The sequence below is a fragment of the Rhodococcoides corynebacterioides genome (genome assembly GCF_019834675.1).
GTDB lineage: Bacteria > Actinomycetota > Actinomycetes > Mycobacteriales > Mycobacteriaceae > Rhodococcoides > Rhodococcoides corynebacterioides_A.
The window spans coordinates 301400-316748 of the sequence record NZ_JABUBU010000002.1 but is presented as its reverse complement, the minus strand read 5'-3'; the positions used below and the strand labels follow the sequence as shown (position 1 = coordinate 316748).

Here is a 15349-nt window from a genome sequence, read left to right as displayed (position 1 = left end):
CGACACGGTGCTGATTCTCCCGGTGCCGTTTCTCCCGGCGTCGAGGCCGCCACGCGTGGTCCGTAGGATCGACAGCTGCTCCCCATTCATCCCCGGAAGGACTCCAGTGCTGCGCACGCACCTCGCCGGCTCGCTTCGAGCCGAGCACGCGGACCGACAGGTCACTCTCACCGGATGGGTCGCGCGTCGCCGCGATCACGGTGGGGTCATCTTCATCGATCTGCGCGACGCCTCCGGTGTGGTGCAGGCCGTGTTCCGCGACGGCCCGGCGGCCGAGCAGTCCCACCGGTTGCGCGCCGAGTTCTGCGTGCGCGTCACCGGCACCGTCGAGATCCGTCCCGAGGGCAACCAGAACTTCGAGATCCCGACCGGCGCCGTCGAGGTGAACGTCACCGAGCTCGAGGTGCTGGGCGAGAGCGCGCCGCTGCCGTTCCAGCTCGACGAGAACCCGGGCGAGGAGGCGCGTCTGAAGTACCGCTACCTCGATCTGCGCCGCGAAGGGCCGGGCAAGGCGATCCGGCTGCGGTCCAAGGTCAACGCCGCGGCACGCGAGGTGCTGGCGCACCACAGCTTCGTCGAGGTCGAGACCCCGACGCTGACGCGTTCGACCCCCGAGGGCGCCCGCGACTTCCTGGTCCCCGCGCGCCTGCAGCCGGGCAGCTTCTACGCTCTGCCGCAGAGCCCGCAGCTGTTCAAGCAGCTGCTGATGGTCGGCGGCATCGAGCGGTACTACCAGATCGCGCGCTGCTACCGGGACGAGGACTTCCGCGCCGACCGGCAGCCCGAGTTCACCCAGCTCGACGTCGAGATGGCCTTCGTCACCCAGGACGACGTCATCCTTTTGGCCGAGGAGATCCTCACCGCGCTCTGGAACCTGGTGGGTCACGAGGTCGCCACGCCCATCCCGCGCATGACCTACCACGAGGCGATGCGCCGCTTCGGGTCCGACAAGCCCGACCTGCGTTTCGGCGTCGAGCTCGTCGAGTGCACGGAGTACTTCGCCGACACCCCCTTCCGGGTGTTCCAGGCGCCGTACGTCGGCGCGGTCGTCATGCCCGGCGGCGCCTCGCAGCCCCGTCGGCAGCTCGACGCCTGGCAGGAGTGGGCCAAGCAGCGCGGCGCGAAGGGACTGGCCTACGTGCTGGTCCAGGAGGACGGCACCCTCGGCGGGCCCGTCGCGAAGAACCTGTCGGACGCCGAACGCGACGGGCTCGCCGCGCATGTCGGCGCACAGCCCGGTGACTGCGTCTTCTTCGCCGCCGGCCCGGCCAAGGCGCAGCGGGCGCTTCTCGGTGCCGCGCGCGGTGAGATCGCCCGCAAGCAGGGCCTGATCGACGAGAACGAGTGGGCGTTCGTCTGGATCGTGGACGCCCCGCTCTTCGAGCCGGCGTCCGAGGCGACCGCGAGCGGCGACGTCGCCGTCGGTTCCGGGTCCTGGACCGCGGTGCACCACGCGTTCACCTCGCCCAAGCCGGAATCGATGGACACCTTCGACACCGACCCGGGCTCCGCCCTCGCGTACGCCTACGACATCGTCTGCAACGGCAACGAGATCGGCGGCGGCTCCATCCGTATCCATCGCAAGGACGTGCAGGAACGCGTGTTCGCGATGATGGGCATCGACGCCGAGCAGGCACAGGAGAAGTTCGGCTTCCTCCTCGACGCGTTCGCGTTCGGCGCCCCGCCCCACGGCGGCATCGCGTTCGGCTGGGACCGCATCACCGCGTTGCTCGCCGGCGTCGACTCCATCCGCGAGGTCATCGCGTTCCCCAAGTCGGGCGGCGGCGTCGACCCCCTCACCGACGCTCCCGCGCCCATCACGGCGCAGCAGCGCAAGGAATCCGGGATCGACGCGAAGCCCGTCGTTCGCGGCGAGAAGGCCGGCCCCGCCACGTAGGGTGCGGCATGCAGAACGTACGGGTGATCTGTCCCAGCGGCCGGACCCCGGACGTGCTGCGCATGCTCGACGACACCGCCGGGGTGGCGACGGTGTCGGTGATGCGGGACGCGTCGGTCACCCCCGCGGGTGACGTCGTGGACGTCCTGCTGGCCCGCGAATGCACCGACCGCGTCATCGCCGAGCTGCGTCGGCTCGGGCTCACGCACGAGGGAGCGATCGCGCTCACCTCGGTCGAGACGGTGCTCGCCGACGCCGCGCGCGACGCCGAGAAGCGGGCGCCGGGGGAGCCCGACGACGCCATCGTGTGGGACGAGTTGATCGCCCGCACCCGCGAGGAGTCGAGCCTCAACGCGACGTTCCTGGCGTTCCTCACCATCGCGTGCCTGTTGTCGGCGATCGGCGTGGTCCTCGACTCCCCGGTGACCATCGTCGGGGCCGTCGTCGTCGGTCCCGAATTCGGCCCGTTGGCCGCGCTCGCCGTCGGACTGGTGCGCCGACGGTGGTCGCTGATCCGCCGGTCGGTCCTGGCCCTGGTGGTGGGCTTCCCCCTGGCCATGGTGGTGACCGCGGCAGGGGCACTGGCCGCCGAGGCCGTGGGATGGGTGCAGCCCGAGTCCATCGACGATCTGCAACAGGTCGACTTCATCTACCAGGTGGGTCCGTTCTCCCTCGTGGTCGCGCTGCTCGCGGGCGCCGCAGGGATGCTCGCCTTGATCTCGTCGAAATCCGCCGCGCTGGTGGGCGTCTTCATCTCGGTGACGACCGTCCCCGCGGCGGGTTTCGCGGTGGTGGCGGCGACGGTGGGGTCGTGGCGGATCGCGCTGCTCTCCGCCGGCCAGCTCGGCATCAACCTGGTGGGGATCGTGACGGCGGCGTCGGTGGTCCTGCTGCTCCACCGGCGGTCCCGACGAGCGTGACGCGTCGGCCCGGTAGGTTCACCGGTCGTGGACCGAGGAGCGGGGAGCGGCGACGAGCATCCGTTCGCGGCGCACGACACGGCGCGCCTGCGCGCCGCCCAGGCGCGCGTCACCCGGGCCGTCGACGAACTCGGCGTCACCTTCGGGGTCGGTGAGCCGCCCACCGACGACGGGACCCTCACCGACGCGGCGCCCGCTGCGCGCTGGGAACTCGACACGGTGCCGCTGGTGCTCGGCAGCGAGCAGTGGGCACGCCTCGACGCGGGGGTCACCCAGCGCTCCCGCCTGCTCGACGCCCTGCTCACGGACCTCTACGGCGATCGCACCGTGCTGCGGCGCGGGCTCGTTCCTCCCGAGGTGATCGTCCGACACCGCGGCTACCGCCGAGCGGCCCACGGCCTGGCCATTCCCGGTCCCCACCGGCTGTTCTTCCATGCCGTCGACCTGATCCACGACCGATCGGGCGAGGCCCACGTGCTGTCGGACCGCACCCAGGCGCCGTCGGGCGCCGGGTACGCCCTGGCCGACCGGTCGATCCTCGCGCGCGCCGTCCCCGGTGAGTTCCGTGCCGTCGGCCCGCGTCCGGTGAGCACGTTCGTCGGGGCCGTGCGGGTCGCCCTCGTCGAGGCCGCGCCCCCCGCGGCGGAGGATCCGACCGTGGTGGTGCTCAGTCCCGGCGCCGGATCCGAGACGGCGTTCGACCAGGCGCACCTGGCGTCCGTGCTGGGATTCCCCCTGGTCGAGTCCCCGGATCTCGTGGTGCAGGACGGCGCCGTGTGGATGCGCTCGCTCGGCCGACTGCGCCGCGTGCACGTGGTGGTGCGCCGCGTCGACGACGACGACGTCGACCCGTTGGATCTGCGACCCGACTCCCGGTTGGGTGTGGTCGGGCTGCTCGACGTGGCCCGCCGCGGGGCCGTGACGGTGGTCAACACCGTCGGCAGCGGCGTGCTCGAGAATCCCGCTCTGACCGTGGACCTGCCGGGCCTGACCCGCGCCTTGCTGGGGGAGGAGCCGATCCTGCCCGGCGTGCCCACCTTCTGGGCGGGTGACGACGCGATGCGCTCGCACCTGCACGCGCACGCCGCCTCCCTCGTCTTCCACGAGTCGACCAGCGGCGCGAGCGTCGTCGGAGCCGAGCTCACCGCGGCCGAGACCGCGGACCTGCTCGCGCGCGTGGACGCCGACCCGACCGCTTGGGCGGCGCGGGAGATTCCCGAGCTCGGTACGTCCCCGGTCGGGCCCGCCGGACACCGCCGTCCCGACGTGGGACTGGACTCGCGTCCGGTGGGTTTGCGTGTGTTCGACGTGGCGACGCGCGCCGGGTACGTGACCATGACCGGCGGGCTGGGCCAGGTCCTGGTCACGGACCCCCTCACCGAGCCGATGACGAGCACCGCCGCCCTCGACGTGTGGGTCTTGCGCGACCGCCGCGCGCCGGGTACCGCGACGACCATGCGGCGCGACGACGACGCCCGGACCGTCCGCCGTCGGGAGACCGCCGACCCGGTGTCGAGCCCGCGCGTGCTGAACGACCTGTTCTGGATGGGCCGCTACGCCGAACGTGCCGAGAGCACGGCCCGGATGCTCGTCGCCGGGAACGCGTGCCTGCGCGAGCACGGCGTCGCCGAGCGACCGACCGAGAGCATGTCGACCGACCCCGGCGAGATCACCGACCCCGGCCACCGCGCCACCGCCGTCGTGCTGGCCGCCATCACGCGGGTCTCCGGCACGGCGCCGGGGTTCGCGGCCGCGCGGACCAGGGCGGAGGTGGTCGCGGAGTTCCGGTCGCTCACCGTCGACGCCCGCCGGCCGGGGTCGGCGGCGCAGTCGGTGGCCGCTCTCGCGCGCTGCGCGCGGGCCGTGCGCGACCAACTCGGCCAGGACACGTGGGCGGTGCTGTTCCGCGTCGATCAGGTCCTGGCGGAGGCGGCCGCGGCCCCCGTGACCGACGAGGCCACCCTGTGGGCGACGCAGAGCCGCGTGGTCGGTTCCATGCTGGCCGTGGCCGGTCTGACCGCGGAGTCGATGGTCCGCGACCCGGGCTGGCATCTGATGGACCTCGGGCGCCGGCTCGAGCGTGCCGCGGGCATCACCGCCCTCGCGGCGGCCGCCGTGGAGGCCGATCACCCGCCGGCCATCGCGGAGATCGTGCTGTCCGCGGTGCTGGCCGCCGCGGACTCCTCGGTGACGCACCGTCGGCGCTACCGCGGCGCCCCAACGCTCGGGGCGGTCATCGACCTGGTGCTCGCCGACCCGGGGAACCCCCGCTCGATCGTGTTCCAGATCGAGCGGCTCGCCGTGGATCTGTCGGCCCTTCCCGGCGCGGAGGTGACGTCGCGCCCGCTGCGGGCGCTGGACGCGCTCCGGGCGACCGTGCGCCGGCTCGAGCCGGGTGACGTCGACACCGACAGCGGCCGGGCGGACCTGCGCGTGGTCCTCGACACCGTGATCGGGGACCTCGACCGGCTGACCACCGCCGTCGTCGAGACCCACCTGTCCGGACCCGGCGGAACGCAGCCGCTGTGGGGTCGCGGGGCGGGCAGGGTGCTGTCGTGACCGCCCATCGGGACGTGCGGTGGTACGCCGTCACGCACATCACCGACTACCACTACTCGGCGCCCGTGACGTCGTCGTACGGGCGCGGGCATCTGTTCCCGCGGACGACGGCCGCGCAGCGCTGCCTCGACGCCACCGTCACGGTGTCACCGGCGCCCACCGACGCGTCGTCGGGCACCGATGTCCACGGCAACGAGACGGTGTTCTTCCACGTCACCACACCCCACGAGCACCTGCGCGTCACCGCGCGCTCGTTGGTGGCGGTCCGCGCGCCGGACCCGACGCAGCTGACGACGGGGTCCGCCGTGGAGCCGTGGGAGGACGCGCGGCCGGCCGGCCGGGCGGACGCGGCGGTGGACGTCGAATTCGCGCTGGACCTCGAGCCGCCCGAGATCACCGACGACGTCCGGGAGTACGCGGCGGAGTCCCTGCGTCCCCGCCGCCCGCTGGCCGAGGCGGTGTTCGACCTCCAGCGCCGCATCCACCGCGACTTCACCTACCGGTCCGGGTCGACCACGACGACCACCACCGTCGCGCACGTGATGGCCACCCGCACCGGGGTGTGCCAGGACTTCGCGCGCGTCGCGGCGGCCTGCCTGCGGTCGCACGGGCTCGCGGCCCGGTACGTGTCCGGCTACCTCTCCACGACCCCGCCGCCCGGCAAGGAGCGCATGGTGGGGGTCGACGCGAGCCACGCCTGGGTGTCGGTGCGCACGTCGGACGGACGGTGGCTCGACGTCGACCCCACCAACGACCAGTGGTGCGACGAGCGCTACGTCACCGTGGCCGTGGGCCGCGACTACGACGACGTGCCGCCGTTACGCGGCATCATCTACACGGACTCCGCTCGGAGCCGCATCCAGGTCTCCGTCGACGTCGCACCGGTGCTTCCGACCGTGCGATAGGGTCGACGAAACAGCACGAACGGGTTGTTTCCGCACCGGGGTTTCGGGGAACCGGCAAGTGTTCGGGCGACGTGACACCCGGCTTCGGCCTCGTGCGCGACCCCCCGAGCGAAATGCCGCGGCCGCGACAGCACGGACGCGACAGCACGGACGCCACAACACGGACGCCACAGCGCACGACAGCACGGACACGACGACGGAAACGAGGGATGACCCGGCCGCTCCCCGAGGGAGCTGCTGGTCGACACACCGATGACGGCAATGCTCGCAGACCCGATCACCGAGGCCGTGGCCGCGGCCACGGAGCTCCTCACCCGCCGCACCGGCGCGGCGGTCACGCTGGTCGATCCCGTGGATCTCGGCGGCAGCGGACGCACGGTCGTCCTGCGGGTGCGGGTGGCCGAGAATCCGTTCCTGCTGCCGCGCACGCTGGTGATCAAGCAGGTCCGCGAGAGTGCGCACGAGTCCGTCGCCCGCACCGGTCTGGGCGCGGGGGACGACTCGGCGTTCGTCCGCGAGGCCGCGTCGTACCAGTTCGCCACCGCGCTGGCCACCGATTCCCGGCCGGGCCCGTCGCTCATCGCGTACGACCTCACCGAGCGCCTGCTGGTGCTCAGCGATCTGGGCGACAGCGCCCCGTTCACCACGTTGCTGGCCCAGCCCGACCCGGCCGCGGTCACCAACTCGCTCATGGCGTTGGCGCAGGCCTTGGGCCGGATGCACGCGGCCACCGTCGGCCGGGAGGAGGACTTCGGCGCCCTGCTGGCACGGGCGGGGGTCACGCAGACCGGCGACGGTCTCGGTGACCAGGTCGCGGGCGCGGAGGCCGCGATGCCGGGGCTGCTCGCCGACCTCGGGGTCGACGTTCCCGCCGCGGTGACGGACGCCGTGGCGCGCTCCGCTCGCCTGTTCGGCTCGGGTGGTCTGCGGGCGTTCTCCCCGTCGGACCTGTGCCCGGACAACATCATCGTCAACGACGAGGGGGTGCGCTTCCTCGACTACGAGTGGGGCGGCTTCCGCGACGCCACGCTCGACATCGCCTACACCCTGCTGTCCTACCCGGGATGCCTGTGCCGCCTCGAGCTGACGCCGGAGCGGGCCGAGGCCATGGTGGAGGCGTGGCGCGCCGAGGTGGTCGGGATCTGGCCGCACCTCGCCGACGACGCCGTTCTGCACGCGAAACTGCTCGACGCGCAGTTGATGTGGGCGTGGCTGACCACGTACTGGTTCGTCCCCGACGACGACGCCCGGAACGCGTCGTTGCGGCGACACCAGCTGTCCGTGCCGAGGTCGGTGGCCCTGACGACGCGCTGGGGCATCCTCGCCGGATACGCCCGCTCGGTGGGCGACTCGGACCTGGCCGGGTTCGCCGACGACGTGCGCGCGGCCCTGGATGCGCGGTGGACGACTCCCTGAACCCCGCCCTGGATCCCGACGGCCCGCCGGACGACGGGGGGCTGTTCGACCCCGTGGGCGAGGCGGAGGACGAGGGCGCCCGCGACGCGGTCGTCTCCCGCGCCGCGGCTCCGACCCCCGGGGGTCCGCTGGCGGTGCGGATGCGTCCGGCCTCCCTGGACGAGGTGGTGGGTCAGCAGCATCTGCTGACTCCGGGGGCGCCGCTGCGACGGCTGGTCGAGGGTTCGGGTGCGGCGTCGGTGCTGCTCTACGGCCCGCCCGGAACGGGCAAGACCACGCTGGCCTCGCTCATCTCGGGTGCCACCGGCCGCCGCTTCGAGTCGCTGTCGGCGTTGTCGGCGGGGGTCAAGGACGTCCGCGCCGTCATCGATCTCGCCCGGCGTCGGGCGGCGCACGGAGAGCAGACCGTGCTCTTCATCGACGAGGTGCACCGCTTCTCCAAGACGCAGCAGGACGCGCTGCTCGCCGCCGTGGAGAACCGCATCGTCCTGCTGGTCGCGGCGACGACGGAGAACCCGTCGTTCTCCGTCGTCTCGCCGTTGCTGTCCCGCTCGCTCGTGCTGCACCTGCGGTCCCTCACCGACGACGACATCCGCGCCGTGCTGACCCGTGCCGTCACCGATCCGCGGGGACTGAACGGGTCGGTCACGGTCGAGGACGACGCGATGGATCACCTGGTGCGCCTCGCCGGGGGCGACGCGCGTCGGGCGCTGACGGCACTCGAAGCGGCGTCGGACACCGCTGTCGGGCTCGCGGCGCAGGACCCTCCCGTCGTCGATCTGACGGCCGTCGAGACCAGCGTCGACCGGGCCGCGGTGCGCTACGACCGGGACGGCGATCAGCACTACGACGTGATCAGCGCGTTCATCAAGTCCATCCGTGGGTCCGACGTGGACGCCGCCCTGCACTACCTCGCGCGCATGATCACCGCCGGCGAGGACCCCCGATTCATCGCGCGACGCCTCGTGGTCCACGCCAGCGAGGACGTCGGGATGGCGGATCCGACCGCCTTGCTCTCGGCGACCGCCGCCGCGCAGGCCGTGGCGCTCATCGGCATGCCGGAGGCGCGGCTCGCGCTCGCCCAGGCCACGGTGCACCTGGCGACCGCACCGAAATCCGGGGCCGTCACCGCGGCGCTGGGTGCCGCGATGGCCGACGTCGCGGCGGGCAAGGCCGGTCCGGTTCCCCCGCACCTGCGCGACGGCCACTACGCCGGGGCGGCCGCGCTGGGCAACGCCACCGGCTACGCGTTTCCGCACGACGATCCCGACGGCGTGCTGGCTCAGCAGTACCCGCCCGACGAGTTGGTCGGGGTCGATTACTACCGGCCGACCACCCACGGCGCCGAGCGCGACCTGGCGACACGGGTGGGCAAACTCCGCCGAATCGTCCGGCGGTCGTCGCGATAGGGTGACCGTCGTGCAGACCCACGAGATCCGTCGCCGCTTCCTGGACCATTTCGAGAAGGTGGGCCACACCCCGGTGCCCAGCGCCTCGTTGGTTCTCGACGATCCCAATCTGCTGTTCATCAACGCCGGCATGGTGCAGTTCGTGCCGTACTTCCTCGGCCAGCGCACCCCGCCGTTCGACCGCGCCGTGAGCGTGCAGAAGTGCGTGCGCACCGGCGACATCGAGAACGTCGGCGTCACCACCCGGCACAACACGTTCTTCCAGATGGCCGGCAACTTCTCCTTCGGCGACTACTTCAAGCGGGAGGTCGTCGGCTTCGCGTGGACGCTGCTGACCTCGCCCGTCGAGGAGGGCGGCTACGGCTTCGATCCCGACCGCATCTGGGCGACGGCTTATCTCGACGACGACGAGGCCATCCAGATCTGGAAGGACGTCGCCGGTCTGCCGGACGAGCGCATCCAGCGGCGCGGCATGGCCGACAACTACTGGTCGATGGGGATTCCCGGTCCGTGCGGTCCCTGCTCGGAGATCTACTACGACCGCGGTCCGGAGTACGGACGCGAGGGCGGGCCCGAGGCGGACGAGGACCGCTACATCGAGATCTGGAACCTCGTGTTCATGCAGAACGAGCGCGGCCGGGGGACCGGCAAGGACGACTTCGAGATCCTCGGGCCGCTGCCGCGCAAGAACATCGACACCGGCATGGGCGTCGAGCGCGTCGCCTTCCTGCTGCAGGGCGTCGACAACGTCTACGAGACCGACCTCGTCCGCCCGGTGATCACCGAGGCCGAGCGCCTCTCCGGTCGGACCTACGGCGAGAACCACGAGGCCGACGTGCGGTTCCGCGTCATCGCCGACCACGCACGCACGGCCGTCATGCTCATCGCCGACGGCGTCACCCCCGGCAACGACGGGCGTGGCTACGTGCTGCGACGCCTGCTGCGCCGCATCGTGCGCAGCGCCCGGCTGCTCGGGGCGACCGACCCGTCGATGCTCCGCTTCGTCACCGTCGTGCGGGACACGATGGCCGAGTCGTACCCGGAACTGGTCGAGGACTTCGAGCGCATCTCCTCCGTCGCCGTGGCGGAGGAGCGGGCGTTCCTCACCACGCTGAGCTCCGGATCCAAGCTGTTCGAGAGCGCGGCCCAGTCGGTCACCGCGGCCGGCGGCACGCGCATCGGCGGGTCCGAGGCGTTCGTGCTGCACGACACCTACGGCTTCCCCATCGACCTCACCCTCGAGATGGCGGCCGAGGCCGGTCTCGAGGTCGACGAGGACGGCTTCCGGACCCTCATGGCGGAGCAGCGCAGCCGCGCCAAGGCGGACGCGCAGGCACGCAAGCACGCCCACACCGATCTGTCGGTCTACAAGGAGTTCGTCGACCGCGGACCCACCGAGTTCACCGGTTTCGACGAGCTCGACACCGAGGCGATCGTTCTCGCCCTCATCTCCGGCGGCGTGCGTGTGCCCACCGCCACCGCCGGCGAGGACGTCGACGTGGTGCTCGACCGCACGCCGCTCTACGCGGAGTCCGGCGGGCAGCTCGCCGACATCGGCACCATGACCGGTCCGGGCCTGCGCGTCACCGTCCGCGACGTGCAGAAGATCGCCAAGACCGTGTGGGTGCACAAGGTCACGGTCGACGAGGGGCAGCTGACGGAGGGCGACGCCGTCGTCGCGCACACCGACCCGCAGTGGCGGCACGGTGCGACCCAGGGTCACTCGGGCACCCACCTCGTGGGCGGGGCGCTGCGGCAGATCCTCGGCCCCAACGCGGTCCAGGCGGGTTCGCTGAACAAGCCCGGCTACCTGCGCTTCGACTTCACCTACCAGGGCGCGCTGAGCGATGCCCAGCGCGAGGACATCGAGGCGGTGACCAACGACGCGGTCGGCTCCGACTACGCCGTCAACACCTTCACGACGGGACTCGACGAGGCGAAGGCGATGGGTGCCCAGGCGCTCTTCGGCGAGAACTACGGCGACGAGGTCCGCGTCGTGGAGATCGGCGGACCGTTCTCCCTGGAACTGTGCGGCGGCACCCACGTGCAGCACTCGTCGCAGATCGGCCCGGTCACGATCCTCGGGGAGTCCTCCGTGGGGTCGGGCGTGCGGCGCGTCGAGGCGTTCGTCGGGCTGGATTCCTACAAGTACCTCGCCAAGGAGCGGGCGCTCCTCGCCGGACTGGCGACCTCGCTGAAGGTGCCCACCGACGAGGTGCCCGCACGGGTGGAGAACCTCGTCGAGCGCCTGCGCGTCGCCGAGAAGGAACTCGAGGCCACCCGCGCCGCCGCGGTTCTGTCCTCCGCCGGGTCGTTCGTCGACGCCGCGCGCACGGTCGGTGCGGTGCGGGTGGTCGCCGCGCCGGCGCCGTCGGGTGTCGCCGCGGGTGACCTGCGCACGCTTGCGCTGGACATCCGCGGCCGCTTCGGCACCGAGCCCGCCGTGGTCGCGTTGTTCGGCGACGTCGACGGCAAGGTGCCCTTCGTCGTCGCGACGACGTCCGGTGCCCGCGACCTCGGCCTCGCCGCCGGGGACCTGGTCTCCTCGTTCGGACCGGCGATCGGCGGCCGCGGTGGGGGCAAGGCCGACGCCGCGCAGGGCGCCGGCACCGACGCCGCCGGAATCCCCGCGGCCATCGAGGCCGTGACCGCGCGGATCGCCGAGATCGCGTCCTGACCGTGCCGCTCCGCGACGTCGTGCCGGACCGGCCGGGGGCCGACGATCCGGGACGGGGTCGGCGCCTCGGTGTCGACGTGGGCAGCGTGCGCATCGGCGTCGCCTCGTCCGATCCCGACGGCGTGCTCGCCACGCCCGTCGAGACCGTCGACCGCGCGCCGAAGACCCATCCCGAGGCGTCCGACGTGCGGCGCATCGTCGCGTTGGCCGAGGAATACGAGGCGGTGGAGATCGTCGTCGGGCTTCCGCGCACCCTGCGCGGAGAGCGGGGCAAGGCCGCCGACCTCGCTGTCCGGTTCGCCCGAGTTCTCGGCCGCGCGCTCCCCGACACGCCGGTTCGCCTCGCCGACGAGCGCTTGACTACGGTGAGTGCGGCGCGGGGACTTCGCGACAGCGGAATCCGAGCCCGGAACCAACGGTCGGTCATCGACCAGGCCGCCGCCGTGGCGATTCTGCAGGGGTGGCTCGACGAACGTCGGCGGCCCGGGCACGACACGGCCGAGCTGCACGACACGACCGGGCCACACGACACGGCCGGGCCACACGACACGACCGAGCCGCGCGAGGCAACCGCGCCGGCCGACACGGAGGGGGCAACGGTGCCCGACAACGGTGACGACAGCGCGGGGGCGGCGCGGTGAACGACGAGTGGGACACCGATCGCATCCCCACCGTGCGGAACGCACGCGAGGACACCGTGCGGAACGCACGCGAGGACACCGTGCGGAACGCACGCGAGGACACCGTGCGGAACGCACGCGAGGACACCGTGCGGAACGCACGCGAGGACACCGTGCGGAACGCACGCGGCGCACGCGGCGCTGACGGCGGAGGCAGGGCGGGTGAGCGTCGCCGCCGTGCCGCGGAGGGGCGGAAGCGGCGCGCCCGTGTCGTGGGCGGCCTCGCCGTGCTGGCCCTCGTGATCCTCGTCGGGGCGGCGGGCGTGTGGGCGTTCTCGGCCTTCCGTGGCGGACCGGATCCGGCGGCGGACTTCGCCGGCCCCGGCGGCGCGACCGTCGTGGTGCAGGTGCAGCCGGGGGACACGGCCGAACAGATCTCGGGCGAGATGGCCGACAAGCGCGTCACCGCGTCGTCGGCCGCGTTCTACGAGGCCGCGCTGCAGAATTCCGCGATCACCGGAGTGCAGCCCGGCTTCTACCGCCTGCAGGAAGGGCTGCCGGCGGCCGAGGCCGTGGCGACGCTCGTGGACCCGGCCTCGCGCGTGGGGCAGATCCAGATCGCCGAGGGTCGGCAGTTGCACGACACCACCGACGTCAACACCGGTGCGGTGCGCAAGGGCATCTACACCCTGATCGCCGAGGCCAGTTGCGCTGTGGGCGAGGGCATTCCGTGTGTCTCCTACCAGCAGTTGGACGAGGCGGGCGCCGGTGATCCCGCCGAGCTCGGCGTCGCCGACTGGGCCCGCGCCGCCGTGGCCGAGGTGCCCGACCGTGACCGTCAGCTCGAGGGTCTGATCGCCGCGGGAACGTGGAACATCGATCCCAGCGCCAACCCCGCGGAGATGATCCGCCAACTCGTCAGCGAGAGTGCCGAGGTCTACGAGAGCACCGGCCTGCTCGAGGCGGGCGCCACGTCCGGCCTCGATCCGTACCAGGTGTTGGTGGCGTCGTCGCTCATCGAGCGGGAGTCGCTGCCGCAGGACTTCGCCAAGGTCGCGCGCGTCATCCTCAACCGCCTCGCGATCGGGCAGAAGCTGGAGTTCGACTCCACCGTGAACTACGCCCTCGACACCACCGAGGTGGCGACGACGGACGTCGACCGCGGCACGGTCACACCGTGGAACACCTACGCCAAGGAGGGGCTGCCGGCGACGCCGATCTGCTCCCCGGGCGTGGCCGCCGTCCAGGCCGCGGAGAACCCGGAGCCGGGCAACTGGCTGTACTTCGTGACGATCAACGCGCAGGGCGAGACGCTGTTCACCGACAACTATCAGACGCATCTGGACAACATCCAGAAGGTCGAGGGTGGATTCCTCGACAGTGGACGTTAGCCCGGGGCCCCGGGCGGTGGACGCCAGCCACGGGGTCGGGGCGGTGAACGCCGGCCCGGGGGCCCGGCGCGCCGCCGTTCTCGGCTCGCCGGTCACGCATTCGAAGTCCCCGGTGCTGCACCGGGCGGCCTTCGCCGCGCTGGGGCTGACCGACTGGACGTACGACCGCATCGAGTGCACGGCCGACGGCCTCGCGCCGCTGCTGGACTCCTTCGGCCCCGAGTGGGTGGGGGTGTCGGTGACGATGCCCGGCAAGTTCGCGGCCCTCGCGTACGCCACGGAGCGCACGGCGCGGGCCGACGCGGTCGGGTCCGCGAACACCCTGGTCCGCACGGCCGACGGGTGGCGCGCGGACTGCACGGACGTCGACGGCGTCACGGGCGCACTCGGCACCGTCGGTGTCACGGACCTCACCGGCGCATCCGTCGTCGTGATCGGTGCGGGAGGCACCTCGCGGCCCGCGCTGGCGGCCGCCGCCGATCTGGGCGCCGCGTCCGTCACCGTGATCTCCCGCGATCGCGGTCGTGCGGCCGGGGCACTCGACTGCGCCGACCGGTGCGGTCTCGACGCCCGCTGGTCCGCGATCGACGACGCCGCGCTGGCGACCGTCCTGGCCGACGCGGCCGCGGTGATCTCCACGGTGCCCGCCGCCGGGGCGGCCGCGGTGGCCCCCGCGGCCGGAGGTGTGCGCGTCCTGCTCGACGCCATCTACGACCCGTGGCCGACGCCGCTCGGCGCGGCGGTCACGGACGCCGGGGGAGTCGTGGTCGGTGGACTGCAGATGCTGCTGCACCAGGCGTTCGGTCAGACCGAACAGTTCACGGGGCGACCCGCGCCGCGCGAGGTCATGACCCGAGCCCTGCTCGGCGCCTGATCCGGGGCCCCGGCATCCCCGGGGGCGGCGGTGTCCCCGGGTGCGTTCGCGGAGACCGCGCTCGATCGACTCCGGTGCGAGCCTCGGGACGTGACCTCGATCCTGCTCACCGCCTCCACCACCGCAGCCGTCGTCGTCGGGATGCTCGCCGTCGGCACGGTCCGTCGGTGGACGCGCCCGACCGCCGTGGACCACGCCGCGATCGGCGTCGCGTGCGGGTGCGCCGCGGCGATCGCGGGCGGCCTCGATCACGCGACGGTCGGGACGGTGTCGGCGGCGGTGGCGGTCACCGCGTGGGCCGGCGCGCTGTGCGTGGTGGACGGGCACCGGGCGCGGTTGCCGGACGATCTCACCCTGCCCGGCGCTGCGGCCGTCCTGGTCGCGGCGGACGATCCGATCGCCGCGACGGTGGGCGCGCTTGCCTACGCGAGCCTCCACGCCGCCGTCGCGGCGGCGGTGCGGGGATCCGTCGGCGGCGGTGACGTCAAGCTCTGTCTCGCACTCGGCGCGGTGGGGGCCGGGGCGGGACTCGACGCGTGGGTGACGGCGGCCGCGCTCGCCCCGGTGCTCGGACTGGCCGTGGCCGGCGCGGCGGCCGCGACCGGTGTGCGCGGCCCACACCCCTACGGTCCCGCCCTGTGCGCGGCGACCCTGGTGGCGTGGCTCGGCCCCGGCACGTGA

General features: G+C 72.9%; 10 protein-coding genes and 1 pseudogene. All 11 read left to right on the top strand.

The genetic code is table 11. The features are described 5' to 3' along the window. The first annotated feature begins 106 nt into the window (after positions 1-106). The 11 genes and pseudogenes from aspS (at position 107) to HQ603_RS05720 (ending at position 15349) form a co-directional block, all read left to right on the top strand. Entirely contained in the window at positions 107-1897 is a 1791-nt protein-coding gene (gene aspS, locus HQ603_RS05770; RefSeq protein WP_222683582.1) for an aspartate--tRNA ligase, read from the top strand. 8 nt (positions 1898-1905) lie between these two features. Then, complete coding sequence (locus HQ603_RS05765; protein ID WP_222683581.1) at positions 1906-2817, top strand: DUF389 domain-containing protein; 912 nt, start codon at positions 1906-1908, stop codon at positions 2815-2817. Between the two features lie 27 nt (positions 2818-2844). Further along, a complete protein-coding gene (locus tag HQ603_RS05760) occupies positions 2845-5376 on the top strand; it encodes a circularly permuted type 2 ATP-grasp protein (protein ID WP_222683580.1) in 2532 nt (843 codons plus the stop codon). Beyond that, a complete protein-coding gene (locus HQ603_RS05755) occupies positions 5373-6281 on the top strand; it encodes a transglutaminase family protein (protein WP_308126378.1) in 909 nt (302 codons plus the stop codon). Before HQ603_RS05760 ends, HQ603_RS05755 begins: the two co-directional genes overlap by 4 nt. Positions 6282-6533: 252 nt before the next feature. Next, positions 6534-7697, top strand: coding sequence for a phosphotransferase family protein (locus HQ603_RS05750; RefSeq protein ID WP_222683578.1), 1164 nt, complete (start codon positions 6534-6536; stop codon positions 7695-7697). Further along, on the top strand, positions 7682-9106 hold the full coding sequence (locus HQ603_RS05745; protein WP_371830969.1) for a replication-associated recombination protein A: 1425 nt from the start codon (positions 7682-7684) through the stop codon (positions 9104-9106). Before HQ603_RS05750 ends, HQ603_RS05745 begins: the two co-directional genes overlap by 16 nt. A gap of 10 nt (positions 9107-9116) precedes the next feature. After that, positions 9117-11783: an alanine--tRNA ligase gene (gene alaS / locus HQ603_RS05740; protein ID WP_222683577.1), complete on the top strand. Its 2667-nt coding sequence runs from the start codon at positions 9117-9119 to the stop codon at positions 11781-11783. Between the two features lie 2 nt (positions 11784-11785). Continuing rightward, positions 11786-12265: pseudogene (gene ruvX / locus HQ603_RS05735) on the top strand (Holliday junction resolvase RuvX); the annotation flags it as partial. Positions 12266-12420: 155 nt separating this feature from the next. Next, positions 12421-13794: an endolytic transglycosylase MltG gene (locus HQ603_RS05730; RefSeq protein WP_222683576.1), complete on the top strand. Its 1374-nt coding sequence runs from the start codon at positions 12421-12423 to the stop codon at positions 13792-13794. 43 nt (positions 13795-13837) lie between these two features. Then, on the top strand, positions 13838-14668 hold the full coding sequence (locus HQ603_RS05725; RefSeq protein ID WP_222683575.1) for a shikimate dehydrogenase: 831 nt from the start codon (positions 13838-13840) through the stop codon (positions 14666-14668). Positions 14669-14758: 90 nt separating this feature from the next. Next, positions 14759-15349, top strand: coding sequence for a prepilin peptidase (locus HQ603_RS05720; RefSeq protein WP_222683574.1), 591 nt, complete (start codon positions 14759-14761; stop codon positions 15347-15349).

Bases quoted from the DNA above. Each gene is read 5' to 3' on its own strand.
- HQ603_RS05750 (WP_222683578.1), top strand. From the start codon at position 6,534: ATGACGGCAATGCTCGCAGACCCGATCACCGAGGCCGTGGCCGCGGCC.
- HQ603_RS05765 (WP_222683581.1), top strand. From the start codon at position 1,906: ATGCAGAACGTACGGGTGATCTGTCCCAGCGGCCGGACCCCGGACGTG.